The organism is Streptomyces sp. NBC_01171 (assembly GCF_045039805.1).
Lineage (GTDB): Bacteria > Actinomycetota > Actinomycetes > Streptomycetales > Streptomycetaceae > Streptomyces.
This window is the reverse complement of the sequence record NZ_CP108609.1, coordinates 202,364-227,937: the sequence shown is the minus strand read 5'-3', so window position 1 is coordinate 227,937 and position 25,574 is coordinate 202,364. Positions and strand designations below refer to the sequence as shown.

Here is a 25,574-nt window from a genome sequence, read left to right as displayed (position 1 = left end):
GGCAGGAGGCGGTCGGTCGGGCGGGTCATGGGGCGACGATGTCGTAGCGGTAGTCGGCGGGCCGGGGCCGCTCCTCGCCGATCATCATGATCAGCAGCGGCACCTCGCCCCGGCCGGCCACCCCGAACTCCTCCGCGTACGACACGCAGTCGAAGCCCAGCGCGACCCCGCAGCCGGTCCCGGCGGCGGAGGCGGCGGTGTAGACGGCCTGGGCGATGGCGCCCACGGCGGCGTTGACCAGCCGCAGCCCCCGGTCGCCCACGGCGTCCAGCACCGCGTACGTACGCGCCACCGGCACCAGCACGGCGGCCGCCTGCTCCAGGTTGTAGTTGGCGAGGAAGTAGTTCTCCTGGAGGAACCCCCCGAACTCACCGGACTTCAGCAGCACCAGCTCGCCGGTGTCCCGGTCGTACTCGTACAGCCCCGGCGGTATGTCGCGGACGTGGTTGACGAAGACGTGGAACCGGGTCAGCGGTGCCCCGCCCGGCGTCTCCACGTCGCTGTCCAGTGTGGCGGCCGTGACGGCGGCGGCGAGCGTCACCGACAGTTTCGCCGGGTCCAGCGGGGAGCCCGCGCTGAACCGGCCGAAGCTGCTGCGCCGTTCCCGCAGCGCCCGCCGCACGGTGGTGTCCAGCGGCGCCCGCTCGGGCAGCCCCACCCGCTCGCCGGGCCCCGCCGGAGCCGCGAGCGCCGGGTTCAGCCGGCCGGGGGCGGGCCGGTCGGCGGCGCCCTCCAGCGTGGCCTCGTGCACCCGGCCCAGGGTGGGGAAGGTCAGCGTCCGCCGCGAACGCTCGTCCGGCACCCGCCGTACCGCCGCTCCCGGTGTCTCGGGGGCGGCCGCTTCCGGCGCGGGCGCGTCCCAGCGCAGCGGCACCACGGCGAACACCCCGTCCTCGGCGGGGTCCAGGCCCAGCAGGCGCCCGATGCGCGGCTCGTCGAACCACAGGGCGGTGCCGAGCCGCAGTCCGTGCGCCCGCGCCCACATCCGCCAGGTCTCCAGCAGGGCGCCGATGTCCATCGTCACGGCGTGGTAGGAGAAGCTGTTGTACTTGAACGCGTTCTGCCAGAAGGTCACGCCCAGCACCAGGAACTGGTCGGTGTCCGCGTCCGCCAAGTCGCCCAGGGCGGCGCGGACTTCACCGGTCACGTCACCGGACAGCAGCCGGTTCAGCCGGTGGTGCGGGGTGTCGTAGTAGTAGACGCCCGGTGTGAGCGGGCCGCTCGCGCCGCTCACCCAGTGCACGCCGATCGGGTACAGGCCGCCGCCCGAGGCGGTGCCGCGCGACCAGTTGGCGTGGGTGTGGAACGGCAGCGAACCCAGGTCCGTGTTGGCCTGCACGGCCAGCCGGCGTCCGGTCAGCCCGTAGGAGTCGCGGAGCATCGCGCCCAGCAGCGGCAGCGTGAACGCGCCCGTGCCCGGCTCGCCGAACAGGCCCCGGCCCAGCGTCGCGTCGTCCGCGCAGCCGCCGTCGGGCAGCGGGAAGGAGGGCACGCCGGGGAAGTACTTGCCCTTGCGGGGCCGGTCGCCCCAGTCCGGCACGAAGTCGGCCGGCTCCATGGGCGTCCTGCCCCGCCGCATCACCGCGGTCGCGTACTCATGGGCGTATCCCATGGTCACTCCCTAGTCAGCTCGTCTGTGGCGGGCGCCCGGCGGTTCGGGCCGGGCGCCCGGGATGTCTTTGGTGCGGACAGCCGCCAGGGCGGTCAGGGGAAGGGATGCGGGGCCGGATTGCAGTCGTCCGGCGTCAGATCGGCCGTACGCAGCCCGGCCTCCCGCAGCGCCGTGCGGGTACGGAGCAGCCACGGGCCGCGCTGCCGGCTCCAGCCGAAGTCGATCGGGAGGAGGCCGGGCACCAGTACCTTGGCCGTGCTCAGCCCCGACTCCCGCTGTTCCGGCGCCGTCTGGTCGACCACCACCACGTCGAATCCGCGCGCGGTCACGGCCGCCAGGACGGCCTCCACGTCCGCGCGCAGATCCGCCGGGCGGGGCCGGGGGCGGTCCGGGGCGAGCGAGGCGAGCGGGACGCGGTCGCCGTCGTCCCGGCCACGCAGCAGGAAGTCGGTGTACCGGCCCATCTCGGGCAGCCCGTACAGCAGCGGATGGTCGTGCAGTACCCGCACCTCGTCGAAGTCGGCCGCCATCCGGCGCAGCCGCCGCTCCTCGCGGGCGGTACGGCGGCGCAGATTCACCGAGTCGGTGGCGATCTCGCACAGCCCGCCCGCGAGTGCGTCCTCCGGGTCGAGGGAGGCACCCGCGCCGAAGCACAGCAGCCCCGGCCCGCCGTCCACCCGTTCGGCGACCGCGGTCACCACCGGCACCGGGAAGCTGATCCGGGTGTCGAAGAACCGCGCCCGGTATCCGTACATCGCCAGCCGGTCGACCATCGCGCGGGTCGCGGGCCGGGTGCTGCTCGCCGGGTCGATCTCGGGCAGCCTGGCCCGGCCGAACCAGGCCAGCAGGAAGGCGTCGCGCTCGATGGTCTCCATCAGCCCGTGGTGCACGGCCTCGGCCAAACCGCCGCCCGAGGCACAGCCGTTGGAGCTCTCCTGCACGAACCGGCGCCGGATACCGCCCGGCGCGTGGTAGTACGCCACCACCTCGGGCACGAGCACCGGCCGGGCGTCCCGCAGCGACCAGCCCCACACCCACCGGATGGGCAGGTCCGGCGCGAAGCGGGGCGCGCCGACGGCGTCCGCGTCGAAGGTGTCCGGGTACAGCCCGGTGACCCGGGGGTCCACCGCCGTGTCGCCCAGCTCCTCCAGCGTGGCCGTGACGACCGGGCGCCGGGCACGCGCCCGCATCCCCGCGTACCGCTCCAGCCCCTCCAGCAGCCCGACCCGCACACTCGTGCCGTACGCCCCGGTGTGGCCGCCCCAGTAGCACTCGCGCAGATAGGCGCCGGAGCGGGTGGTGAAGGCGCCGACCGCCGACGAGGTGGAGGCCGAGGTCAGATCGGGCGCCACGGAGGGGCCGAGCATTCCGGTCACCGGGTTGGCGAACGCCTCCAGCGGCAGGTCGTACGCGGCGAGCGGCCGGGTACGGAAGCTGCCCGGCGCGTGCTCCGGGGCGGGCTCCAGGTCGATCCGCGCACCCTCGGCCGTGTCGTCCGGCCGGTCCGCGCAGGCCGGACACTCACCGTCCGGCACCAGCGGGAACCGGGCGACCCGTAACGTCTCCAGATCCAGCAGCCACACCCACGGATGCCGCACGGCACGGGGGTGGGCGTCGGCCGCCGAGACGAGCGCGGCCAGCGCGTCCACCACGAAGTCGGCCTCCCACGGCGGGTTCCCGGTCGCCCGCGTCGGGCCGCCCTGCTCCAGCGCGTCCCGCAGGAACCCGGCCCGCACCGCCTGCCAGCGCCGGGCCAGACAGCGCGGACAGCCACGCCCGCCGACCGGAGCCACCGGGCCGACCACGGCGTGATGCCCGTACAGGCCCACGGGGATCACGCCGGGCGCCGACCCCGTTGTGGCATCGCCGCGTTCATCGCGGACACCGAGTGCCGTCACGACGGCGGGCCGACCGGGGACACGGGAGGCGAGCGCGGCGGTCAGCCGTGCGCACACCGCGTCCCACGGCGCGTCGACGGCGACCGGCGCCGCCTCCGTGTCAGTGGGCACCGGACCCGCCAGCGGTGAGCAGCACCCGTACGGCGTGTATCTCGCCCGCCGCCAGGTCCGGCGCGGCCACCGGCACCGCGAACGCGTCCCGCCCGGCCGCCGCCAGGGCGTCCAGCACCCCGGCCCAGTCCGTCCCGGCCGCCCGCAGCGGCACCGGCTCACCCTCGGGGACCAGCGTCGCCGCCTCCAGATCGGCCCACAGCGGGTCGCCGAGGTCCGGCTCGGCCCCCGCCCGACGCATCTGCTCCGCGCCGAGCAGATCGCGCAACGCCTCCAGCACCGCCTCGCGCGGACGCAGACCGCTGCCCGGCGCCCAGCGCACCGCCCCGCTCTCCGGGTCGGTGCAGCGGGCCACCGCCACGGGCAGCGCGGCGGTCCCCGCCTCGGTGAGGTCCAGCACCTCCACCGTGACGCCGAGGTTCTCCGCCGAGCGCAGCAGGAACAGCAACTCGGCATCAACGGTGAGGGAGTCGAGGTCGACCAGCCGTACCGGGGCTGCCCTGCGGATCGCCCGGCGCAGGGCGTCGTGGGCCAGGGCGGAGCGCAGGGCGCGGGCGAGGGCCGCGCGGGGGGTGCCCGCGGCGCCCGTACCGGCCGAGGTGCGCTCGAACAGGCCCTGGTCGTTCCAGCCGCCCAGGGTGCGCACCGCGCCCGTGGGCACCAGCACGGCCCGCCCGTCGAGCAAGGAGGTCGCCTCCGACCACGCGGCGACCCGGTCCATGGGCACGTCCAGCCCGCTGGCCACGGCGAGTTCGGCCGGCGCGACCCGGCTCCCCGCGCCACCGCCCTCCAGCACCCGAGGCGGCACCACATGCTCGGCGTACACCTCGGCGCCCCGGAACAGCGCGGCGAGCCGGGCCCCGGCCACGTGGTGCACGTCGATCGCGGAGACCTCGCGCACCCGGCCCGGGGAGACGCCCAGGCGTACGGTGCTCACCTTGAGCGGAGTCTGCTCCCAGTCGTCGTCGGTGTAGCCGCCGAACACCCCGGCCGCCTCCCGGACCAGGACGTCCCGCAGCTCCAGGGCGGCCAACGCCCCCTTGGCCGCCGCCTCGTCCGCCGGGCCGTCGGCGGGCAGTGCCACCGGCTCGTCGTCCGCGTGCGGCACCCGCAGCGCGGCCCCGTCCGGGGCCTTGGGCTCGCCGGAGGCGCAGAAGGGACAGCGGGGATGCGGCAGCAGCGGTTCGGCCAGCACGTCCAGGGAGTTGAGGTCCTGCACAATGACCTGGTTACGGGTCTCGGCGGGCAGCGCCTCCGTCACCAGCCGGAACACCTCGAACGAGAGCAGGTTGCCGAGCATCCCCGCGAGCGGCCCGGTGGGCACCCGCGCGGGCGTGCCCAGAGGGGCGGCAGGACCGAGGCCGGACCACAGGTCGGCGCTGTCGGCGGCGTCCGAGCCCGCGCCCAGCCGCAGCGCGGCGCAGGACCAGCAGCCAGGCGTCCCGGCCGTCATCACCGGCCCGACCACCGCCCGCTCCCCGAACGTCCACGCCCCCAGCAGCCGCCGCCCGTCCGGCACGCCCTCGGTGAGCAGCCGCAGCAGTTGGGCGGGCGCGCTCGCCCCGGTCACCAGCACGGTGTCCCAGCCGTCGAGGTCGGCCCAGCCCAGCGTTCCCCCGCCCAGCCGGGCCAGCGTCGGCGCGCAGCCCGCCTCGGTGAGAGCCGCGACCTCCGCGTCCAGGCCGGCCGAGCCCCGGGGCTCACGGTCGAGGGCGCCCTCCGCCGCGTCCTCGACCGTGACGGCCACCGTGGCACAGCCGTTGCGCAGCAGGGCCAGCGCGGCCCACCTCGCCATCTCGTCGTCCCCGAGCACCGCCACGCGGGTGTCCCGGTACCGGGCGAACCTGCCGTGGGCGTCGTCGGCGTAATGATCCAGATAGTCGAGCTGATGGGCGAAACGCGCCGTCACCTGCGGTGACAAAGTGCCGCCGGTGGGTCTTGGCCCGGCGTCCCGGGCGAAACCACGCGCGTAGAGTGCGCGCACGAGTTGGACCACCATGTCGCGCTGCTTGTCCCCCAGGCCGGCGCAGAGTTCCTCGACCCGCCGCTCCCCGTCGAGATGGGGCACGATCAGCGCGGCGAAGCGGTACGCGGACTGGGTGACGACGTTGAACCCGCCGTGCGCGTTGTGGAACAGCACGCCGTTCGGGGTGCGGGTGAACAGGACGTCCCGGCGGATGCGCGGCCGCGAACGGGCGATCTCCTCGTGGGACGAGGGAGCAGGGGCCATGCTGGCTAACCTCCGTGAAGAGCGGGGGAGCGGTCAGTCGGCGGGGGGTGGGGACTTCTCCGCCGGGGCGTGCGGTGCGGTGGCCGGGAGGCTGGTGCCGGCCGCCTGGACGAAGAGCCGCAGCAGGTCGTGGACCCGGTAGCGGCCCGAGGTGTCCTCCTCCAGCAGTCCGGCGTCGACCAGTGCGCGCAGCACCAGCGATCCCGGTGCCGGGGGAGAGGCCCGCTCCAGCGCGGACGACGCCCCGGCGGCACCCGAGGGCGGCACACCGGCCGCGGGCAGCGCCGGGCGCCCGCCGTACGGCTCGCCGCGCAGCACCGCGAGCTGGAGACCGCGCAGCGCCGCACCCGGCTCCACCCCCAGCTCGGAGGTGAGATGGGCGTGGATACGGCGGTACTCTGCGAGCGCCTCGGCCCGGCGGCCCGAGCGGTACAGCGCCTCGATGAGCAGCGCCGACAGCCCCTCGTGGCCGGGCTGGCCGCGCACCGCCTCACGGGCCTCGGCGATCATCTCCCGGTGTCTGCCCAGGCGGAGTTCGCCGTCGAAGACCCGCTCCACGGCGAGCAGCCGCTCCTCGGCCAGGCGCGGCACGTGGTCGCGGTGCAGCTCGTCGGAGTGGACGTTGCCGAGCAGCGGCCCCTTCCACAGTCCCAGCGCCGCCCGCGCCAGCCGCAGCGCGGACTCCGGGTCGTCGCCGGCCGAGGCCCGGCCGAGCAGGTCGCGGAAGTGGAGGAGGTCCAGGGTCTCGGCGTCGGCCTGGAGCCGGTAGCCGCCGGGCACCGCCTCGATGGCGTGGTCGGCGACCCCGTACTTGGAGAACAGCCGACGCAGTCGGAGAACACAGGTGTGCAGTGCCGATCTCCCGCCGGACGGCGGACGGTCGCCCCACACCACGCGCTGGAGCAGCTCGCCCGAGACCACGGCACCGGGGTGCAGCAGCAGGGCGGCCAGCAGTGAGGTCGGTTTGGAGGGCTGGAGGACGACGGTCTCGTGACCGTCGGTGATGGCCAGCAGGCCGAGGACCTGGAAGCGGGGGCGGCCCGGACGCGCCGTGGTGGCCTGCTGATCGGGAAGGGCGCCGTCGGGCGCGGGAAATCCGGTCTTCACCACAGCCTTTCGCATCGCACGGTAAGTGATGCACCAACTGCCTCGCACGACAGGGCACTTGTTCACACCAGGGGTGTAGGACGTGAACAAGTGATCTGCTGAGACGGGAACTTAGAAGCGAACCGGTCGGTCCGTCCAGTGGTTGGCACGAAACACCTGATGACGAGCGGGGGACGCGAAGGCTTTTGCGCCGAGCGGTGTTGGCGAGCGCCCTGCCAGGGCATACCCTCCCGGTGAAGTGGCGCGGCGCACTCCCGTGACGGCCGCGCAGGGGAGGAACAACCATGCCGTGGTGGGCGCTGATCCCGGTCGTCTCGATGATCACCGGACCGGTCGTGCTGTACATCCTGAGCCGCCGCAAACGCGACTCCGACGACCCTGACGGCGAGGAACGGTACGAGGAGCTCTCCCACAAGTACGACGAGCTGCTGGCGGAGAACCGGCGGCTCGACCCCCCGGCCGCCGGGGACCAGCGCGGCTGATCCCCGCGGAGGCCGGTCCGCTCAGCTTCGATGCCCCACGTGCTCGGCGTGCTCGGCCGGCTGGTGCTCGCTCATGTACCAGCCGTCGACCCGCGGTCCGACCAGGTCCGTCGGCCAGCCCGCGGTCTGCGCCGCCGCCTCGTACACGGCGTCGCCGAATCTGACGATCGCCCCGTGCGGGTCCGGCAGCCGGCGCAGGTTCTGCCACGGCAGCAGCGCGAGGCCCAGGTCCGGGTGCCAGTCGGCGCCCTCGACACCCCAGGAGCGGCCGGTCAGGCCGTCCGGCTGCGGCCAGATGTAGGCGTACATCCCGATGTCCAGCGGGCTGCTGCCGTCGCCGTGGGTGTTGTCGAAGGAGAACCCCACCGACACGTACTCGTGCAACTGGGCGTTGCGCATGAACGGCGGGCCCTCGGGCCCGGGGTCCGTCCGCTTCGGGCGCCACCGGGTCGCCGACAGGTCGAACCCGCCCCACATCACGCCGACGCGCGGCCGGTGCCCGAGGAACGGGGCCTGCCACGCCTCCAGGCCGGACGCGGCGAGGTCGAACGCCTCCCACATCAGCCGGGCCGAGTGCGCGTTCCACACCCGCTCGACCCGGTCGTCCTCGAAGTTCGGCGGGGCCGCGGGGATCTCGCAGATCTGCGCGCTGCGCGGATGCGGGATACCCAGCTTGGACGCGGCCTCGCAGAACGAGGCGTAGAAGTCGGCGACCGACGTCCGTCCCAGCGACAGCGTCCGCGAGGCGCCGTCGGTCTCGATCACCACGTCACCGTCGAGCAGCCGGTAGTGCACCGTGAAGGTCACCCCGTTCCGCCGGAACGTCGGCGTACGCAGCCCGCGCGGGGACACCTCCAGCACGATGTTGCCCCAGCCCTCCTCGAAGGGCTCGTCCAGCGAGTACTTGCCCGCGACCTGAACCACCCGGTTCACATACTCGATCATGGGGCCCAGTTCCGCGTGGTCCAGCACCGGCCACGCCTCGGGACGTTCGCTCACGGGAGCCTCCCGGCGGATCGATCCACCTGTCCTCGACGGCCGTAAATCGCCGGAATCACGGCATGGCAGACATACGACCGCACACCCCCCGATTCTCCCACGCGCCCCGGAGCCTCGCCTCCTTCCCGCCCGTGCCGGATCGCACCCGGCGTGACACGATGACGGGACACCCCACCTCAGTACGCCAGTTCCGCGGAAGCGTCTGAAGGAGCCCAGCATGGCGTCGACCGAAGCGACCGGCGCGGCCGGGATGCAGTTCGGCATCTTCACCGTCGGGGACGTCACCCCCGACCCCACCACGGGCCGTACCCCCACCGAGGCGGAGCGCATCCAGGCGACCGTCGCCATCGCGCGCAAGGCCGAGGAGGTCGGGCTCGACGTCTTCGCCACCGGCGAGCACCACAACCCGCCCTTCGTCCCGTCCTCGCCGACCACCCTGCTCGCGTACATCGCCGCGCAGACCGAGCGGATCATCCTCTCCACCTCCACCACGCTGATCACCACCAACGACCCGGTGAAGATCGCCGAGGACTTCAGCGTGCTCCAGCACCTGTCCGGCGGCCGCACCGACGTCATGCTGGGCCGGGGCAACACCGGCCCGGTTTATCCCTGGTTCGGCCAGGACATCCGCCAGGCCATCCCGCTCACCGTGGAGAACTACGGCCTGCTGCGCCGCCTCTGGCGCGAGGAGACCGTCGACTGGGAGGGCGAGTTCCGCAGCGCGCTCCAGGGCTTCACCCTCGCGCCCCGCCCGCTGGACGACGTACCGCCCTACGTCTGGCACGCCTCCATCCGCACCCCCGAGATCGCCGAACTGGCCGCCTACTTCGGGGACGGCTTCTTCGCCAACCACATCTTCTGGCCGGCCTCCCACACCGAACAGCTCGTCAGCCTCTACCGGCGCCGGTTCGCGCACTACGGCCACGGCACCCCGGAGCAGGCCGTCGTGGGGCTCGGCGGGCAGGTGTTCATGCGGGCCAACAGCCAGGACGCGGTCAAGGAGTTCCGGCCCTACTTCGACAACGCCCCGGTGTACGGACACGGGCCCTCGCTGGAGGAGTTCACCCGGCAGACCCCGCTCACCGTCGGCTCACCGGCCGAGGTGATCGAGAAGACCCTGGGCTTCCGCGCATACGTGGGGGACTACCAGCGACAGCTCTTCCTCATCGACCACGCCGGACTCCCGCTCAAGACCGTCCTCGAACAGCTCGACCTGCTCGGCGAGGAGGTCGTCCCCGTGCTGCGCCGGGAGTTCGCCAAGGACCGGCCCGAAGGCACCCCGGCGGCCCCCACCCACGCCTCGCTGCTGCGCGCACGCGAGGACGCGACCGACGAAGGCGACGCGGAGGCGCGATGAAGATCACGATCATCACGGGCGGGCTGCGCGAGCCCTCCTCCACCCGGCTCCTCGCGGACCGGCTGGCGGCGGCCGTCACCCGCGAACTCGAGGCGCAGGGCGAGCCGGTGGAACTGTCCTTCGTCGAACTGCGCCCGCTGGCCCACCCCGTCATGGACGCGATGCTCACCGGCTTCACCGGCGAGGCGCTGGACACGGCCTTCGAGGCCGTCGCCGGGGCGGACGGGGTCATCGCGGTGACCCCCGCCTTCAACGCGTCCTTCAGCGGCCTGTTCAAGTCGTTCTTCGACGTGCTCCCGGAGGAGACCCTCTCCGACATGCCCGTCCTCATCGCGGCCAGCGGCGGCACCGAACGGCACTCCCTCGTCCTCGAACACGCGCTGCGCCCGATGTTCTCCTACCTCCACGCGATCGTCTCCCCGCGCCCCGTCTACGCCGCCACCAGCGACTTCGGCACCCAGGACGGCGCGGCCCTCGGCGCCCGCATCAACGCGGCGGCCGCCGACTTCACCCGCCTCCTGCGCGCCTGCGGCCCCCGCACCCGCGAGACCCAGGAGGACGCGGACCTGGCGACGATGCGGGGCCTGCTGGGCGGAAGCTGACGGCCGGCCCCGCCCAAAGCAACAAATCACCACACAGGCAAAAGCTTGAACAAGTCTGAAGCAACAAATCTTGACGCGTTCGATCGCGCTTCGTACGTTCCCGAGCGGCCGTGAGGAGTCGTCGACTCCGCCTCCCCACCACGCGGCCGGCCGAAGGAGCAGACGATGCGCGCATTCCGATCCGCCGTGTTACCAGGTCTCCGCGGGCACCTCGGGGCCGTCCTGTCCGTACTCGCCCTGCTGCTCGGCGCCCTGGCCGGGCTGAGCGCGCCCGCCCAGGCCGCCGGGTCGGCGCCCTGCGACATCTACGCCGCCGCCGGCACCCCTTGCGTCGCCGCGCACAGCACGGTCCGGGCGCTGTTCGCCGGCTACAACGGCCCGCTGTACCGGGTCACCCGCGCCTCGGACGGCGCCGCCACCGACATCGGCCTCCTGGCCGCCGGCGGCTACGCGGACGCGGGCCGTCAGGACACCTTCTGCGGCGGCACCACCTGTCGCATGACGAAGATCTACGACCAGACCAGCCGCCACAACGACCTCAACCCCGGCCCGGCCGGCACCGCCGGCATGGGCGCCGACCGCGCCGCCGACGCGAGCGAACTCGCCGTCACCGCGGGCGGCCACAAGGTCTACGGCATCTGGATCTCGCCCGGCGTCGGCTACCGCTCCACCGGCGCCGCCTCCGGCGTCGCGGTCAACGGCCAGCCCGAGGGCGTCTACATGGTGGCCAGCGGCACCCACGTCGGCTCCGCCTGCTGCTTCGACTACGGCAACGCCGAGCGCACCCCCGCCGACACCGGCAACGGCCACATGGACGCCGTCTCCATCGCCACCACCTGCTACTTCGCCCCCTGCACCGGCAACGGCCCCTGGGTCGAGGCCGACCTGGAGAACGGCATGTTCCAGGGCGACAACGGCTCCAACCTCGCCAACCGGGGCAACAGCAGCACCTACGTCACTGCCGTGCTGAAGAACGACGGCCAGACCCGGTACGCCCTCAAGGGCGGCAACTCCCAGACCGGTTCCCTGAGCACCTGGTGGGACGGCGCGCTGCCCTCACGCGGCGGGTACCGGCCCATGCAGCAGGAGGGCGGCATCATCCTCGGCACCGGCGGGGACAACAGCAACTGGAACATGGGCACCTTCTTCGAGGGCGCCATGGTCTCCGGCTATCCCTCCGACGCCGCCGAGAACGCGGTGCAGGCCAACGTCGTCGCGGCCGGCTACTCCGGCCAGACCAACGTGCCCAACGGCCCCCAGGGCACCATCACCGGCCCCGGCGGCAAGTGCGTGGACGTCGCCGCCGACGACACCGGGGTCAACGGCGCCGCCGTCCAGCTCTGGGACTGCCAGAGCTACGCCGAGGACCAGCACTGGACCCACAACCCGGACACCTCCCTCGGCACCATCTCCCGCTGCCTGGACATCAACGGCAACGGCACGGCCAACGGCACCGAGGTCGAGCTGTGGGACTGCAACGGGGCCGGCGGGCAGAAGTGGGTCCAGCAGGCCGACGGCTCGCTCCGCAACCCCCAGTCCGGCCGCTGCCTCGACGCGCCCAACGGCACCTCCACCAACGGCACCCGGCTGCGGATCTGGGACTGCAACGGCTCGGCCGCCCAGAAGTTCTCCGTCAACGGCGGCGCACCGGTCGCCGCGCCAGGCGGCAAGTGCGTCGACGTCGCCGCCGACGACACCGGGGTCAACGGCGCCGCCGTCCAGCTCTGGGACTGCCAGACCTGGTCCGTCGACCAGCACTGGTTCCACCGCTCCGACACCTCGCTCTCCACCCTCGGCCGCTGCCTGGACATCAACGGCAACGGCACGGCCAGCGGCACCCAGGTCGAGTTGTGGGACTGCAACGGGGCCGGGGGCCAGAAGTGGGAGCAGCAGGCCGACGGCTCGCTCCGCAACCCCCAGTCCGGCCGCTGCCTCGACGCGCCGAACGGCACGACGGCCAACGGCACCCGGCTCCAGATCTGGGACTGCAACGGCGCCGCCGCGCAGAAGTTCAAGCTGAACTGACGGCCCGGCACCGGGGCTTCCCCGCCGGATACGGGGGAAGCGGCTGCGGGGGAGGGGTGAAACACGCGGGCGGACGGCGCTTCTCCGTCCGTCGCGCCCCGCCCCCGCACACTGGGCGCAGCCGCCGCACCCGTACCGGAAGGAACCCCCGCACCATGCACCTCGATCTGAGCGGACGCACCGCCCTGGTCACCGGCTCCACACAGGGCATCGGCGCGGCCATCGCGCTGGGCCTGGCCCGCGCCGGTGCCCGCGTCGCCGTCAACGGCCGCGACAAGGACCGTGTCTCCGCGAGCATCGCCGAGTTCGCCGAGCAGGCCCCGGACGCCGAGTTCGTCGCGGCCGCCGCCGACGTGTCCACCGAGGAGGGGGCTCAGCAGTTGCTGCGCGACCTGCCCCAGGTGGACATCCTCGTCAACAACCTCGGCATCTTCGGCACCGCCGACCCGCTGGAACTCACCGACGACGAGTGGCGGCGCTACTTCGAGATCAACGTCCTCGCGGCCGTCCGGCTGACCCGGCACTACCTGCCCGGCATGACCGACCGCGGCTGGGGCCGCGTGCTGTACATCGCCAGCGACTCGGCCATCGTCATCCCGGCCGAGATGATCCAGTACGGCATGTCCAAGACCGCCCTGCTCGCGGTCGGCCGGGGTTTCGCCAAGAAGGCCGCGGGCACCGGCGTCACCGTCAACTCCGTCATCGCGGGCCCCACGCACACCGCGGGCGTCGAGGACTTCGTCTACGAACTCGTCGACAAGAAGCTGCCCTGGGACGAGGCCCAGCGGGTCTTCATGCGCGAGTACCGCCCGCAGTCCCTGATCCAGCGCCTGATCGAGCCCGAGGAGATCGCCAACATGGTCGTCTACCTCAGCTCCCCCCAGGCATCGGCCACCACCGGCGGCGCCCTCCGCGTGGACGGCGGCTACGTGGACGCCATCCTGCCCTGACCGTCCCGGAGCCGTGCGTGCAGGCACCCGTCGAGGGGAAACTCGGGCGGCGCGGCGGGCACCACACCCGCCCGCTCGTAGCCGCACTTGAGCGCCACCCGGCAGGACGCCGTGTTGTCCATCTGGTGCAGCAACTCCAGCCGGGCCAGCCCCCTGGTGAAGGCCCATCCGGTCAACGCCGTCAGCGCGCGCGGGGCCACGCCCCGGCCTCGCGCCCGCGCGGCCGTCCAGTAACCGACCTCGGCCCGGCCGTCACCGGAGAGCACGTCCTTGAGCGCGATGTGACCCAGCAACTCCCCTTCCCCGTCAGGGGAGTCGGACGGATCGGGGGAGCCGGCCGCCACGACGGCGAACCCCAGACGGTCGCCCGTCTCCCACCCCCGCGCCTGCCCGGCGATCCACTCGAGTGCCGCCGCCTCGTCGTCCACGGCCGCACCCGTCCAGCGCCGCAGCGCCGCGTCACCCCGCTGCACCAGCACCAGTTCCGCCGCGTCCGCCGCCCGCCAGGGCCGCAGCAGAAGAGCATCCCCACCGATCACGCTTCCCCCTCCGACCCCTCGCGTCCCGACCATGCTTGCACACCGGCCCGGTGGGGCAGATGAACCCGGACGCGGACTCCCGCCGGTGAGGCAGAGGCGTCCGCTGTACGCGGCAGCGGGTGCCGGGCGGGGTGGGTCCATTCGCTCGTACGGGCCCTGACAAGCCAAAATGGCCCTGAGCGTTTCGAGAGAACACGATGCGGAGGAGCGGACCCATGGCGCACGAGCGAGCCGGCCGTCCGGCCGGTCCCGAGGACCTTGTCGATGTGGCCCGCCTGGTCACGGCGTACTACGCCCTGCACCCGGACCTGACCGACCCCGCCCAGCGGGTCGCCTTCGGTACCTCGGGGCACCGGGGCTCGTCCCTGGCGGCCGCGTTCAACGAGGACCACATCGCCGCCACCAGCCAGGCGATCTGCGAGTACCGCGCCGCCCAGGGCATCGACGGCCCGCTGTTCCTCGGCGCCGACACCCACGCCCTGTCCGAGCCCGCGAAGGTCACCGCGCTGGAGGTGTTCGCGGCCAACGGCGTCACCGTCCTCATCGACAGCGAGGACGGCTACACCCCCACCCCGGCGGTCTCGCACGCCATCCTCGCCCACAACCGGGACCGCACCACCGGCCTCGCGGACGGCGTGGTCGTGACCCCCTCGCACAACCCGCCCGCCGACGGCGGCTTCAAGTACAACCCCCCGAGCGGCGGCCCGGCCCCCTCCGACGCCACCTCCTGGATCCAGGACCGCGCCAACCAGATCATCGCGGGCGGCCTGAAGGACGTCCGCCGCGTCCCCTACGCCCGCGCGCTCGCCGCCGACACCACCGGCCGGTACGACTTCCTCGGCGCCTACGTCCGTGACCTGCCCAGCGTGCTGGACCTCGACGCGATCCGGGACGCCGGGCTGCGCATCGGCGCCGACCCGCTCGGCGGCGCCTCCGTCGGCTACTGGGGCCGGATCGCCGACGAGCACGACATCGACCTGACCGTGGTCAACCCGCACGCCGACCCCACCTGGCGCTTCATGACGCTGGACTGGGACGGCAAGATCCGTATGGACTGCTCCTCCCCGTACGCGATGGCCTCGCTCATCGAGCAGCGCGACCGGTTCGCCCTCTCCACCGGCAACGACGCCGACGCCGACCGGCACGGCATCGTCACCCCGGACGCCGGACTGATGAACCCCAACCACTACCTCGCCGTCGCCATCGACTACCTCTACCGCCACCGCGAGCAGTGGCCCGAGGCGACCGGCATCGGCAAGACCCTGGTCTCCTCCACGATGATCGACCGGGTCGCCGGCGACCTGGGCCGCAGGCTCGTCGAGGTGCCGGTCGGCTTCAAGTGGTTCGTGGACGGACTGCTCAGCGGGGACCTCGGCTTCGGCGGCGAGGAGTCGGCGGGCGCCTCCTTCCTGCGCCGCGACGGCTCGGTGTGGACCACCGACAAGGACGGCATCCTCCTCGCCCTCCTCGCCTCCGAGATCACCGCCGTCACCGGCCGCACCCCCTCCGAGCACTACGCCGGGCTCACCGAGCGCTTCGGCGAGCCCGCCTACGCCCGCATCGACGCCCCGGCGACCCGCGAGCAGAAGGCGCTGCTCGCCAAGCTGTCCCCGGCCCAGGTCACCGCCGACACCCTGGCGGGCGAGGAGGTCACCGCCGTCCTCACCGAGGCGCCCGGCAACGGCGCCCCCATCGGCGGCATCAAGGTCACCACCGCCAACGCCTGGTTCGCGGCCCGCCCCTCGGGCACCGAGGACGTGTACAAGGTGTACGCCGAGTCGTTCCTCGGCCCGGACCACCTCGCGCGGGTGCAGGAGGAGGCCCAGGGCGTCGTCCTCGGGGCGCTCGGCGACTGAGCCCCGGTGCGGGGGCGCGGCCGGTCAGTGCCGGCCGTGCCCCCGGTCCAGCCCGTCCAGCACCACTCGTGCCATCGCCGCCTCGCCCTGCGCGTTGGGATGGGCGGGCGCGGCGGGGGAGGCGGGGCGCAGCGGCTCGATCCAGCGCTCGCCGGGCGCCTTGCACATGTCGTGCCCGACCGTGGGCCCGTAGGTGTCGACGTAATCCACCCGGTTCCAGGCCGCGACCAGGCGCAGCATCAGGTTGACCCGCTTCCCGGTGTCGCGCAGGTACGGGAAGTCGCCGCGCGCGAACGGCACGGCCGGGAAGCAGCCGGAGCCGTCGTCGGGCAGCAGGTCCGGATAGCCGACCAGCAGCACCCGGGCGTGCGGCGCCCGCGCGTGGACGGCCCGCAGCACCCGGTCGACCTTGGGCGCCGTACGGGCGGCGGCCGCCGTCAACTCGTCGTACCCGGCGCCCCGGTACGAGCGCTCGCACGGGTTGCCCGTCGGGTCGGTGGCGCCGAGCCGGGCGCAGGTGGCGATGATCGAGCCGAATCCGACGTCGTTGCCGCCGATCTGCACCGTGACCAGGTCGGTGCCCCGGTTCAGCGCGTCCAACTGGGGACCGTTGCTGCCCTGCGCCCGCCACATCTCGGCGGTCGTCGCGCCGGAACAGCTCACGTCCTCGAAGGTGCCCACCCGCCGCGCGTCGGCCACCAGGGAGGGGTAATTCCGGTTGGAGCGGGCGCAGTTGGCGTCCACCTGGTCCGGTATCAGCGGCCCCGAGGTGTACGAGTCGCCGAGCGCCACGTAGTCCGTGCCGTGGCCATGGGGCTGCGCCGCCGCCGGGACCACCGAACCGGCGACCAGGGCGCAGCCGCCGAGCAGCGCCCCCAGCCCGGCCCGCCGACGCCTTCTCGCCGTCTCTCCGCCACGCGCCATGAGATCGTCCCCCTCGGTTCCGGCCCGGCGCTCCCCGCGCCCTCGACCGGCCTTGTATACCTCCGGGGCGGCCCCCGGGACCAGAAGCCGGACCACGTCAACTGCCGCACCGCAGGTCACAGTTGTCCCAGCCTTGGTGTGGAAGACTCCAGAGGTTCCGTCACCGTACGCACGAGGGGCACCGCTCGATGGCCGTCATCCACAAGACCACCCTCACTCCGACCAAGGTCGAACTCCTCACCTCCTGGCTCCCCGGCCGCCCCTGGTACCGCGGCTCCGGCACGCCCGAGCTGGAGCGGACGGGCGGCTTCCGGCTGGACGACCCTGCGGGCGAGGTCGGCATCGAGTTCATGGTGGTCACCGACCGCTCCACCCCCGAGTCCACCGCGTACCTGGTCCCGCTCACCTACCGCGACGCACCCCTCGCCGGGGCCGAGGACGGCCTGATCGGCACCACGGAACACGGCGTCCTGGGCAAGCGCTGGGTCTACGACGGCTGCCACGACCCGGTGCTGACCACCGAACTGCTCGCCCTCATCGGCGGCACCGCCCAGGCCATGGCGCAGAGCATCACCGACACCCCGGACCACGAGGTCACCCGCTCCCACACCGGCGACCCCCTCCCGCGTGCCCCGCACGCCCCGGCCCCCGTCGACGACGCGGAGGGCACCGCCCTGCCCGCGCCCCGCGACACCGTGCTGCGTGTCCACCGCGTCCTGCGCCCGGCCCCCGGCGCCGAGATGCCCGGCCGTCCCGAGGACGCGGTCGGTCACGTGGCGACCGGCTGGCCCGGCCCGGACGGCACCCGGATGCGCGGGGTCTTCATGGAGCTGCGCACCGCCTGACCCGGCCCGGTGCCGGTGCCGCTCGCCCGGCGGCACCGGGGCCCCGAGCGACCGTCTGGCATGCTCTGGTCAAATCTGTCACTCTTTCGGCAGCCACGCCCGCGCGGGCGTGGCGCAGTGCTCGCGCAGCCCCGCCCCACGGCCGCCCCGGCGTACCCCGTCCGGCACCCGGCCACCGAGCAGGCCGGACCCCGGCCGCCGCCAAAGGAGTAGCGTGTGAGACCCACCCCCCACCGGGCGCTCGCCACCGGCGTGTTCACCGCAGCCGCCCTGATCGCCCTCTCCCTCCCCGCCACCGCCGCCCAGCCCGAGACCTCGGCCGCCGCCGCGTGCACCCCGACGCAGACGGTCGTCAACGGCGGTTTCGAGAACGGCACTTCGCCCTGGACCGAGTCCCCGTCCGGGCTCATCACCAGCCGCACCGGCCAGAGCGCCCACGGCGGCACCTCGTTCGCCTGGCTCGACGGCACCGGCCGCACCCGCACCGACACCCTCACCCAGAGCGTCACCGTGCCGGGCGACTGCGCGACCGCGACGCTGAGCTTCTACCTCCACGTCGACACCGCCGAGACCACGTCGTCCACGGCCTACGACAAGCTCACGGCCAAGGTCGGCTCCACCACGCTCGCCACGTACTCCAACCTGGACCGGGCGAGCGGCTACGTCCGCAAGACGATCGACGTCTCCTCCTACGCGGGCCAGACCGTGAACCTCGCCTTCACCGGCACCGAGGACTCCAGCCTGCAGACCAGCTTCGTCCTGGACGACATCGCGCTCGACACCTCGGGCACCACCACCCCGCCCCCGGCCGACTCGGTGCGCACCCCGGCCGCGCCCGCCTACACCGTCAGCCTCAGCAGCGACAGCACGGGCACCGTGTGGAACGGGCACCAGAGCGCCACCTTCACCAACGCCTCCGCCACCGCGCTCGGCGAGGTCTACCTCCGGCTGTGGGACAACTACCACGGCACCTGCTCGGCGCCGCCCATCAAGGTCAGCAACGTCACCGGCGGCACGGCGGGCGACCTCTCCGTGGCCTGCACCGCACTGAAGATCACGCTTCCGGCCCCGCTCGCCCAGGGCCAGAGCGCCACCATCGGCTTCGACCTCGGCATCACCGTGCCCGACGGCGCCGACCGGTTCGGCCACGACGGTGCCTTCAGCTTCATCGGCAACGCGCTGCCCGTCCTCGCGGTCCGCGACGGCGCCGGCTGGCACCTGGACCCGTACACCAACAACGGCGAGTCCTTCTACTCGCTGGCCGCCGACTTCAAGGTCACCCTCGACCACCCCAGCACCCTGCTGGTCCCCGCCACCGGCACCTCCACCGACACCCCCGGCAGCAGCGGCCGTACGGTCACCACCGCCACCGCGTCGAAGGTGCGGGACTTCGCCTGGGCCGCCGGGCCGTTCAGCAAGATCTCCGGCACCTCGCCCGGCGGGGTCCCGGTCAACGTCTACTCCGTCTCCGGCATCAGCTCCACCAGCGCCCAGTCGATGCTCAGCACCGCCAAGAGCGCCGTCGACGCCCACGCGGGCCGCTTCGGGGCCTACCCCTACGGGGAGCTGGACGCGGTCATCGACAACAACTTCTGGTTCGGTGGCATGGAGTACCCCGGCTTCGTCCTCGACCTGGTCAGCACCACCGCCCTCACCCACGAGATCGCCCACCAGTGGTGGTACGGCATCGTCGGTGACGACGAGTACAACACCCCCTGGCTGGACGAGTCCTTCACCGACTACGCCACCGACCTCGCCCAGGGCAAGACCGGCTCGGGCTGCTGGAGCAGCGTCTCCTGGGCCTCCAGTGCCGAGAAGATCACCAACTCGATGGCCTACTGGGACGCCCACTCCTCCCGCTACTCCACCGTCGTCTACGGCTACGGCAAGTGCGCCCTGCACGACCTGCGCCGCGTCCTCGGTGACACCGCGATGGCCAAGCTGCTGAAGGACTACGCCGCCGCCCACTGGTACGGCGTCTCCACCACCGCCGAGTTCAAGGCCGCCGCCCAGGCCGCCACCGGCACCGACCTCACCTCCTTCTGGACCCAGCACCGCATCGACGGCTGACCCCGGACCGCCGTCGGCCCGGCCGGGGACACCCTCCCGGCCGGGCCACCCACATGGCCCAAGGACCGGCCCCGCACGCCTTCGCCCGGCGGTATCCGGCGTGCGGGACGGCCCGATGGCGGGTCAGATGGATGACGTGCGAAGCGACATACTCCTCCCCAGCGGCCGCAGCTCACGCCTTGGTCTCACCGGCGTCCTGACCGGCCTCCTCCTGTTCCTGTCGCCCCCCGCCGCCGTGCCCCACTCCGGCGGGCCGACCGCCCCGCGCGGCAGCGCCTACATGGGCGTGGGCGTGCGCGCCCACGACGGGGGCGCGCCCCGGGCCGGCGAGCGGTCCGCCGCCCTCCGGGTGACCCAGACCGAGGGCGTGGACGTCTCCAGCCACCAGGGCAACGTCGCCTGGTCCACCCTGTGGGGTGCGGGCACCAAGTGGGCCTACACCAAGGCGACCGAGGGCACGTACTACAAGAACCCCTACTTCAGCCAGCAGTACGAGGGTCCCTACAGCGCGGGCATGATCCGGGGCTCGTACCATTTCGCCACCCCCGACACCACCAGCGGCAAGACCCAGGCCGACTACTTCGTCGACCACGGCGGCGGCTGGTCCAAGGACGGCAAGACGCTGCCCGGTGTCCTGGACATCGAGTGGAACCCCTACGGGGCGTCCTGCTACGGCAAGTCCAAGAGCGGGATGGTGAGCTGGATCAAGGACTTCCTGAACCGCTACAAGGCCCGCACCGGCCGCGCCGCCGTCATCTACACGGCCACCAACTGGTGGAAGGACTGCACCGGCGACTACTCCGGCTTCGCCTCCTCCCACCCGCTGTGGATCGCCCGCTACGCCTCCACCCCCGGCACCCTGCCGGCCGGCTGGTCCACGCACACCATGTGGCAGTACACCTCCTCCGGCAAGACCGTGGGCGACCACGACAAGTTCAACGGCTCCCTCACCAGGCTGCGGGCCCTCGCCAACGGCTGACGCACCGGCAGCCCACCGTGCGCGGGACCCGGCCCACGGGCCGGCCCGCGCACCGTCACGCGACGACCACCTGCCAGGCCGACGCCAGCCCGCCCGCGTACACCAGCGCCCCCAGTGGCAGCCCGCACCACGGCCTGAGACCGCGCCGCCGGGCCGCGACCGCGAGCGCCGCGCCCGCCGCCCACACCAGGCCCAGCCAGGGCAGCCCCCACATCAGCAGCAGGCCGCCGCCGGTGCAGCGCAGCGGGTCGGGGCGGGTGACGCCGCAGTCGTCGGTGGCGAAGACGGCGACGTAGCAGAGGACAAGGTTCAGCAACGCCCCACCCGTGGCCAGCACGCCGACGACCACCACATAGGCGACCGGCCACGGTCCCCGCTGCGTCCCCACCGCTCCGTACCCGCTCATACCCCACCCCTCGGTTCGGCCGCTCCGGCACCGCCGACGTTACGGGCCGCCCGGCGCCGGGCACTTGAGCGCGCGTACTCAGCCCGGACAGGGGCGCTACTCAGGACGGAGGCCTCTGAGTACCCGCACTCAGGCGTACTTCCGCCCGGTCGGGCAGGCTGAGAGCATGACGACGCCATCACCGAAGACTCCGGCACCGCGGCTGTGGGCGGGGCTGGCCGCGCTCGGCGTGACCGTCGCGTGCGGGGGTGCCGCCCTCTCCTGGTCGGGCAGGGACGGCGACCAGCAGCGCGTGACCGACACCCGCGCGGGCGTCTCCTACGCCGTGCCCGAGGGCTGGCGCCACGACCCGGCGGCGGACCGGGAGTTGATCGGCGCCTTCTCCTCCCGGATCAGCCGTGCCTCCGAGGCCACCCCGGCCGAGGACGCCACCGTGCTGACCGGCGCCGCCGGACGGCCCGTACCGAGCGCCGAACTGCGCCGGACCGCCGAGGGCGCCGCCCGCTCCAACGCCGCGTTCTTCTTCCCCGACGCGGCCCCCACCCTCACCGAGTCCCGCCGCACCGAACTGGGCGGCCACCCCGCCCACACCGTCGCCTTGGACGTCCCCCACGACGGCGGCACCGCCCGCGTGGAACTGACCGTCGTCGCCGGCGACCACCCGGCCTTCCTGCTCGCCCTCGCCTCGGACGCCGACGACACACACGTCCTCGCCGAGGTCCACGCCGTGGAGGCCAGCGTCGCGCTGGGCGGACCCTAGGTCGGGGGAGGCGCCCGTAGCGCGCCCAGTACCGCCCACACCACCGAGACGAACGGCACGGCCACCACCGCGCCGATCACCCCGGCCACGATGCTGCCCGCGATCACGGACACCGCGACGACCAGGGGATGCAGCCGCACGGCCCAGCTCATCACCAGCGGATGCAGTACGTGCCCCTCCAACTGGCCGATGACCACGATGAGCACCAGCACCGCGGCGGCCGTCAGCGGGCCGCGCCCGGCCAGAGCCACGACCGTCGCCACCCCGAGCGCCACCGGCGAGCCCACCAGGGGGACGAACGCGGCGAAGAACTCCAGCAGGGTCAGCGGCAGTGCCAGCGGCACCCGCAGGATGAACAGCACGATGCCGACCAGGACCGCGTTGGTCGCGGCGATGATGATGATGCCCCGCGTGTACCCCGCGAAGGTCCGCCAGGCCGCCCGACCCGCCCGCTCCCACACCGGCCGGGCCCCGCGCGGCAGCAGCCGGATGCTCACCCAGCTCCACAGCTTCTCGCCGGAGTGGATGAAGAACACCGAGGCGAACAGCGCCAGCGCACCGCCCGTGATCACCTGCACCACCCGGCCGAGGCCGGACACCGCGCTGCTGAACAGACTGGCCCGGTGCCGGGAGAGATAGTCCGTCACCTCCTGCTGGAGCGCGGCCAGCCGTCCCGCGCTCAGCCGGAACGGCGGCTGGCGCAGCCACTCCTCGATCCGGTGCACCCCGCCCCGGAACTCCCCGCTCAGCCGCGTCGACTCGCCCGCCACCGCGTTGCCCACCAGCGCCAGCAGCCCCAGGACCAGCAGGATGCTGCCGATCAGGGCGACGGCCACGCTCAGCGGCCGGGGCATGAACCGGTCCAGCACATCGGCGAGCGGCCGCAGCACCGAGGTGACGACCAGCGCGAGGAACAGCGAGACGGCGATGAGCTGGAACCGGCCCAGCACGCTGAAGATGCCCCAGACGACGATTCCGACCAGGATGAGCCGCCACGCGTAGGCCGCGCCGATCCGCAGCCAGCCCACGGTCCGCTCGGCCACCGAGGTACGCGGGATGGACCGGGTCACCGAGGGCAGCCGCACGGTGTACGCCGGGCGGCTGCCCGGCACCGCGCCCCGCGCGGCCGGCCCGGAACGCTCGCGCCCCGTCCGTCGCCCGTCACCAGCCACCACGTGCCCGCCTCGCCTCCGCACCCGCCGAGCTGACCGTCGGTCACCTCCGACGCTACGGGCAAAACGGACCCCGGGTGCCGCCCGCTGGGCCGCGTGGGCTACTCCTCGGTCGGCAGTCAGTTGCCATGCAGGCCGAGCGGGACTCGTCCGGCCGGCCCACCCTCGCATCCGAACCCCCGACCGACAGTCGAACATGTGCTCGCCTGGAAAGGCCCGGAATGCCCCGGAAAGGGCGGAAGTGGCCGCAAGGGGGTGAGGAAACGTTCCGATGGTCCTACATGACGTCCGGAACATGGACGAATATACGGTCTCATGGACATTTTGCTGGTCGCCAGCGCGTTCAACAGCCTCACCCAGCGCGCCTACGCCGAACTCTCGGACGCCGGGCACCGGGTGGACGTCGTACTCGCCACGCACGGTCCCGACCCCGTCCGTGCCGCCGTAAGCGAGACACGTCCCGAGCTGATCGTCGCGCCCATGCTGAAGACCGCGCTCCCCGACGACGTGTGGCGGGAGCACACCTGCCTGATCGTGCACCCCGGCCCGCCGGGGGACCGGGGGCCCTCCTCGCTGGACTGGGCCGTCGACGGGGAGGCCGGCCAGTGGGGCGTCACCGTCCTCCAGGCCGAGGCCGGCCTGGACGCGGGCGCCGTCTGGGCCGACGAGCCCTTCGCCGTACCGGACGCCGGAAAGAGCGACCTGTACCGCAACGAGGCCGCCGACGCCGCCATGACCGCCCTGCACCGGGCCGTGCACCGGTACGCCGACGGCGACCACAAACCCCGCCCGCAGACCGGCGACTGGCCCGAGGTCGTCTGGCGTGACTACTTCCGCCAGGACCGGCGCCGCATCGACTGGGAGCGGGACGACACCCGTACCGTCCTGCGCAAGCTGCGCGGGGCCGACTCCCAGCCGGGCGTGCTCGACGAACTCCACGGCCGCGAGGTCTTCCTGCACGGCGGCCACCTGGAGGACCAGCTCCGCGGCCGCCCCGGCGACCTCCTCGCCACCCGCGCCGGGGCCGTCTGCCGCGCCACCCGCGACGGCGCCGTGTGGATTCCCGAGCTGCGCCCCCGCAAGAACTCCGGCGATCCGGCGCCCTTCCGCCGCCCCGCCGCCACCGTCCTCGCCTCCTGGACCGCCCCGCACACCCCCGCGCTGCCCGAGATCCCGGCACCGCTCGACCTGCCGGCCGGCCGGCGCACCTTCGCCGACGTCCGCTACCGCGAGCAGGGCGCCACCGGCTTCGTGAGCTTCTCCTTCCCCGGCGGCGCGATGAGCACCGACCAGTGCCGCAGACTCCTGGCCGCCTACCAGTACGCCCTCGCCCGCCCCACCTCCGTCCTCGTCCTCGGCGGCGCCCGCGACTTCTTCTCCAACGGCATCCACCTCAACGTCATCGAGGGCGCCCCCGACCCGGGCGAGGAGTCCTGGCGCAACCTCAACGCCATGGACGACGTGGTGGAGGCCGTACTGCGCACCACGGACCGGCTGGTGATCGCCGCGCTCGCGGGCAACGCGGCCGCCGGAGGCGCCATGCTCGCCCTCGCCGCCGACGAGGTGTGGTGCCGCACCGGCGCCGTCCTCAACCCGCACTACCGGCGCATGGGCCTGTACGGCTCCGAGTTCTGGACGTACACCCTGCCCCGCCGCACCGGCCCCGAGACCGCGCGCCGCCTCACCACCGAGGCCCTGCCGGTGAGCGCCGCCCGAGGGGTCCGGCTCGGCCTGGTGGACCGTCTCGTCCCCGCCGCGCCCGGCGAGTTCGCGGGCACCGTCGAGGCCCTGGCGGCCGAACTCGCCGCCGCCCCCGGCCTGGCCGACCGGATCGCCGCCAAGGCCGCCACCCGCCACGCCGACGAGGCCGTACGCCCCCTCGCCGACCACCGGCGCGACGAACTCGCCCGGATGCACGCCATCTTCTCCGACCCCACCGCCCCCTACCACGCGCTGCGCTCGGCCTTCGTCCGCAAGGTCCCCGCCACCACCACCCGGCCCCTGCATCCCGGAGACGGCCGATGACCGCCCCTGAACCCCTGCTGGTGGCAGGCGTCGGCAACATCTTCCTCGGCGACGACGCCTTCGGCCCCGAGGTGATCCGCGCCCTCGGCCGACGCCCCCTGCCGCCCGGCGCCCACGTACGGGACTTCGGCATCCGGGGCATGGACCTCGCCTACGCCCTGCTCGGCGGCTGCACCACCGCCGTACTCGTCGACGCCGCGCCCCGGGGACAGCGCCCCGGCACCCTCTCCCTGGTCGAGGCCGAACCCCCGGACGGCACCGTCGTGCCCGAGGCGCACGGCATGGACCCGGAGAAGGTGCTCGCCCTCGCCACCCACCTCGGCGACGAACCCCTGCCCCGCGTCCTCGTCCTCGCCTGCGAGCCCGCCGTGCTGCCCAGCCCGGACGAGGACATCGCCCCCGGCCTCAGCGAACCGGTGCGCGAGGCCGTCGGACGGGCCGTCGACGCGCTGCACACCCTGATCCCCGTCCTGCTGGTCGATCCGGCCGCGCCCGCGCCCCCGTTGGGCCGCCCGATGGAATCCGGGCCCCCGCACGCGGCTGCGCTGCCCGGCCTCGGGGCGGATGGAGCCGAAGATCGGTGAGACCCCTGGGCCGTGCCCGGCACGGCCCAGGCCCCCGATCC

The 25,574-nt window shown here is 73.5% G+C and carries 21 protein-coding genes; 12 read left to right on the top strand and 9 right to left on the bottom strand.

Annotation, left to right across the window (positions count from 1 at the left end; translation table 11 throughout):
• Nucleotides 1-25: 25 nt before the first annotated feature.
• The 4 genes from OG448_RS01075 to OG448_RS01060 all read right to left on the bottom strand — a co-directional run bounded on the left by OG448_RS01075 (nt 26) and on the right by OG448_RS01060 (nt 6,973).
• Entirely contained in the window at nt 26-1,612 is a 1,587-nt protein-coding gene (locus OG448_RS01075; RefSeq protein ID WP_405550742.1) for a SagB family peptide dehydrogenase, read from the bottom strand.
• Between the two features lie 92 nt (nt 1,613-1,704).
• A complete protein-coding gene (locus tag OG448_RS01070) occupies nt 1,705-3,621 on the bottom strand; it encodes a TOMM precursor leader peptide-binding protein (protein ID WP_405550741.1) in 1,917 nt (638 codons plus the stop codon).
• Complete coding sequence (locus tag OG448_RS01065; RefSeq protein ID WP_405550739.1) at nt 3,611-5,851, bottom strand: TOMM precursor leader peptide-binding protein; 2,241 nt, start codon at nt 5,849-5,851, stop codon at nt 3,611-3,613. The genes OG448_RS01070 and OG448_RS01065 overlap by 11 nt, the downstream gene beginning before the upstream one ends.
• Nucleotides 5,852-5,884: 33 nt before the next feature.
• Nucleotides 5,885-6,973, bottom strand: coding sequence for a BTAD domain-containing putative transcriptional regulator (locus OG448_RS01060; protein WP_405550736.1), 1,089 nt, complete (start codon nt 6,971-6,973; stop codon nt 5,885-5,887).
• 269 nt (nt 6,974-7,242) lie between these two features.
• Between OG448_RS01060 and OG448_RS01055 the strand changes: the two genes are divergently transcribed.
• Complete coding sequence (locus OG448_RS01055) at nt 7,243-7,440, top strand: hypothetical protein (RefSeq protein WP_405550734.1); 198 nt, start codon at nt 7,243-7,245, stop codon at nt 7,438-7,440.
• Nucleotides 7,441-7,461: 21 nt separating this feature from the next.
• On the opposite strand, the gene OG448_RS01050 is transcribed toward OG448_RS01055, so the two are convergent.
• Entirely contained in the window at nt 7,462-8,439 is a 978-nt protein-coding gene (locus OG448_RS01050; RefSeq protein WP_405550731.1) for a DUF5996 family protein, read from the bottom strand.
• A 250-nt stretch (nt 8,440-8,689) separates the two neighbouring features.
• Here OG448_RS01050 and OG448_RS01045 point away from each other — a divergent pair, with 250 nt between their 5' ends.
• From OG448_RS01045 to OG448_RS01030, 4 genes are all read left to right on the top strand, one after another.
• Nucleotides 8,690-9,796, top strand: coding sequence for an LLM class flavin-dependent oxidoreductase (locus tag OG448_RS01045; protein WP_405558623.1), 1,107 nt, complete (start codon nt 8,690-8,692; stop codon nt 9,794-9,796).
• Nucleotides 9,793-10,398 (top strand): CE1759 family FMN reductase, encoded by a 606-nt coding sequence (locus tag OG448_RS01040; RefSeq protein WP_405550728.1) that lies wholly within the window; start codon nt 9,793-9,795, stop codon nt 10,396-10,398. Before OG448_RS01045 ends, OG448_RS01040 begins: the two co-directional genes overlap by 4 nt.
• A gap of 165 nt (nt 10,399-10,563) precedes the next feature.
• Nucleotides 10,564-12,423, top strand: a complete 1,860-nt coding sequence (locus OG448_RS01035; protein ID WP_405550727.1) for an arabinofuranosidase catalytic domain-containing protein — start codon at nt 10,564-10,566, stop codon at nt 12,421-12,423.
• A 155-nt stretch (nt 12,424-12,578) separates the two neighbouring features.
• Nucleotides 12,579-13,373, top strand: coding sequence for an SDR family NAD(P)-dependent oxidoreductase (locus tag OG448_RS01030; protein ID WP_405550726.1), 795 nt, complete (start codon nt 12,579-12,581; stop codon nt 13,371-13,373).
• On the opposite strand, the gene OG448_RS01025 is transcribed toward OG448_RS01030, so the two are convergent.
• Complete coding sequence (locus OG448_RS01025; protein WP_405550724.1) at nt 13,349-13,945, bottom strand: GNAT family N-acetyltransferase; 597 nt, start codon at nt 13,943-13,945, stop codon at nt 13,349-13,351. The two genes, OG448_RS01030 and OG448_RS01025, sit on opposite strands and share 25 nt — an antisense overlap.
• Nucleotides 13,946-14,127: 182 nt before the next feature.
• Here OG448_RS01025 and pgm point away from each other — a divergent pair, with 182 nt between their 5' ends.
• Nucleotides 14,128-15,768, top strand: a complete 1,641-nt coding sequence (pgm, locus tag OG448_RS01020) for a phosphoglucomutase (alpha-D-glucose-1,6-bisphosphate-dependent) (protein ID WP_405550722.1) — start codon at nt 14,128-14,130, stop codon at nt 15,766-15,768.
• Between the two features lie 24 nt (nt 15,769-15,792).
• Here pgm and OG448_RS01015 read toward each other — a convergent pair whose 3' ends face one another.
• Complete coding sequence (locus OG448_RS01015; protein ID WP_405550720.1) at nt 15,793-16,692, bottom strand: SGNH/GDSL hydrolase family protein; 900 nt, start codon at nt 16,690-16,692, stop codon at nt 15,793-15,795.
• A gap of 188 nt (nt 16,693-16,880) precedes the next feature.
• Between OG448_RS01015 and OG448_RS01010 the strand changes: the two genes are divergently transcribed.
• The 3 genes from OG448_RS01010 (at nt 16,881) to OG448_RS01000 (ending at nt 20,586) form a co-directional block, all read left to right on the top strand.
• Nucleotides 16,881-17,537 carry a maltokinase N-terminal cap-like domain-containing protein gene (locus tag OG448_RS01010; RefSeq protein ID WP_405550719.1) on the top strand — a complete coding sequence of 219 codons (657 nt, stop codon included), beginning with the start codon at nt 16,881-16,883 and terminating at the stop codon, nt 17,535-17,537.
• A 216-nt stretch (nt 17,538-17,753) separates the two neighbouring features.
• On the top strand, nt 17,754-19,607 hold the full coding sequence (locus OG448_RS01005) for a M1 family aminopeptidase (protein ID WP_405550717.1): 1,854 nt from the start codon (nt 17,754-17,756) through the stop codon (nt 19,605-19,607).
• 127 nt (nt 19,608-19,734) lie between these two features.
• On the top strand, nt 19,735-20,586 hold the full coding sequence (locus OG448_RS01000; RefSeq protein WP_405550716.1) for a lysozyme: 852 nt from the start codon (nt 19,735-19,737) through the stop codon (nt 20,584-20,586).
• Between the two features lie 55 nt (nt 20,587-20,641).
• On the opposite strand, the gene OG448_RS00995 is transcribed toward OG448_RS01000, so the two are convergent.
• The gene (locus OG448_RS00995; RefSeq protein WP_405550714.1) at nt 20,642-20,992 is read right to left on the bottom strand and encodes a hypothetical protein; all 351 of its coding nucleotides are present in this window, start codon (nt 20,990-20,992) and stop codon (nt 20,642-20,644) included.
• Between the two features lie 166 nt (nt 20,993-21,158).
• On the opposite strand from OG448_RS00995, the gene OG448_RS00990 reads away from it, so the two are divergent.
• Nucleotides 21,159-21,752, top strand: coding sequence for a hypothetical protein (locus OG448_RS00990; protein ID WP_405550712.1), 594 nt, complete (start codon nt 21,159-21,161; stop codon nt 21,750-21,752).
• On the opposite strand, the gene OG448_RS00985 is transcribed toward OG448_RS00990, so the two are convergent.
• On the bottom strand, nt 21,749-22,927 hold the full coding sequence (locus OG448_RS00985; protein ID WP_405550709.1) for an AI-2E family transporter: 1,179 nt from the start codon (nt 22,925-22,927) through the stop codon (nt 21,749-21,751). The genes OG448_RS00990 and OG448_RS00985 overlap by 4 nt on opposite strands.
• A 312-nt stretch (nt 22,928-23,239) precedes the next feature.
• Here OG448_RS00985 and OG448_RS00980 point away from each other — a divergent pair, with 312 nt between their 5' ends.
• On the top strand, nt 23,240-24,949 hold the full coding sequence (locus OG448_RS00980; RefSeq protein WP_405550706.1) for an enoyl-CoA hydratase-related protein: 1,710 nt from the start codon (nt 23,240-23,242) through the stop codon (nt 24,947-24,949).
• Entirely contained in the window at nt 24,946-25,533 is a 588-nt protein-coding gene (locus tag OG448_RS00975; RefSeq protein ID WP_405550704.1) for a hydrogenase maturation protease, read from the top strand. The genes OG448_RS00980 and OG448_RS00975 overlap by 4 nt, the downstream gene beginning before the upstream one ends.
• Nucleotides 25,534-25,574: the final 41 nt, after the last annotated feature.

Coding starts and splice junctions, on each gene's coding strand:
- OG448_RS00995 (WP_405550714.1), bottom strand. CDS start 20,992: ATGAGCGGGTACGGAGCGGTGGGGACGCAGCGGGGACCGTGGCCGGTC.
- OG448_RS00990 (WP_405550712.1), top strand. CDS start 21,159: ATGACGACGCCATCACCGAAGACTCCGGCACCGCGGCTGTGGGCGGGG.
- OG448_RS01035 (WP_405550727.1), top strand. CDS start 10,564: ATGCGCGCATTCCGATCCGCCGTGTTACCAGGTCTCCGCGGGCACCTC.
- OG448_RS00975 (WP_405550704.1), top strand. CDS start 24,946: ATGACCGCCCCTGAACCCCTGCTGGTGGCAGGCGTCGGCAACATCTTC.
- OG448_RS01055 (WP_405550734.1), top strand. CDS start 7,243: ATGCCGTGGTGGGCGCTGATCCCGGTCGTCTCGATGATCACCGGACCG.
- pgm (WP_405550722.1), top strand. CDS start 14,128: ATGGCGCACGAGCGAGCCGGCCGTCCGGCCGGTCCCGAGGACCTTGTC.
- OG448_RS01000 (WP_405550716.1), top strand. CDS start 19,735: ATGGATGACGTGCGAAGCGACATACTCCTCCCCAGCGGCCGCAGCTCA.
- OG448_RS01065 (WP_405550739.1), bottom strand. CDS start 5,851: ATGGCCCCTGCTCCCTCGTCCCACGAGGAGATCGCCCGTTCGCGGCCG.
- OG448_RS01015 (WP_405550720.1), bottom strand. CDS start 16,692: ATGGCGCGTGGCGGAGAGACGGCGAGAAGGCGTCGGCGGGCCGGGCTG.
- OG448_RS01045 (WP_405558623.1), top strand. CDS start 8,690: ATGCAGTTCGGCATCTTCACCGTCGGGGACGTCACCCCCGACCCCACC.
- OG448_RS01010 (WP_405550719.1), top strand. CDS start 16,881: ATGGCCGTCATCCACAAGACCACCCTCACTCCGACCAAGGTCGAACTC.
- OG448_RS01025 (WP_405550724.1), bottom strand. CDS start 13,945: ATGGTCGGGACGCGAGGGGTCGGAGGGGGAAGCGTGATCGGTGGGGAT.
- OG448_RS01060 (WP_405550736.1), bottom strand. CDS start 6,973: ATGCGAAAGGCTGTGGTGAAGACCGGATTTCCCGCGCCCGACGGCGCC.
- OG448_RS01030 (WP_405550726.1), top strand. CDS start 12,579: ATGCACCTCGATCTGAGCGGACGCACCGCCCTGGTCACCGGCTCCACA.
- OG448_RS01075 (WP_405550742.1), bottom strand. CDS start 1,612: ATGGGATACGCCCATGAGTACGCGACCGCGGTGATGCGGCGGGGCAGG.
- OG448_RS00980 (WP_405550706.1), top strand. CDS start 23,240: ATGGACATTTTGCTGGTCGCCAGCGCGTTCAACAGCCTCACCCAGCGC.
- OG448_RS01040 (WP_405550728.1), top strand. CDS start 9,793: ATGAAGATCACGATCATCACGGGCGGGCTGCGCGAGCCCTCCTCCACC.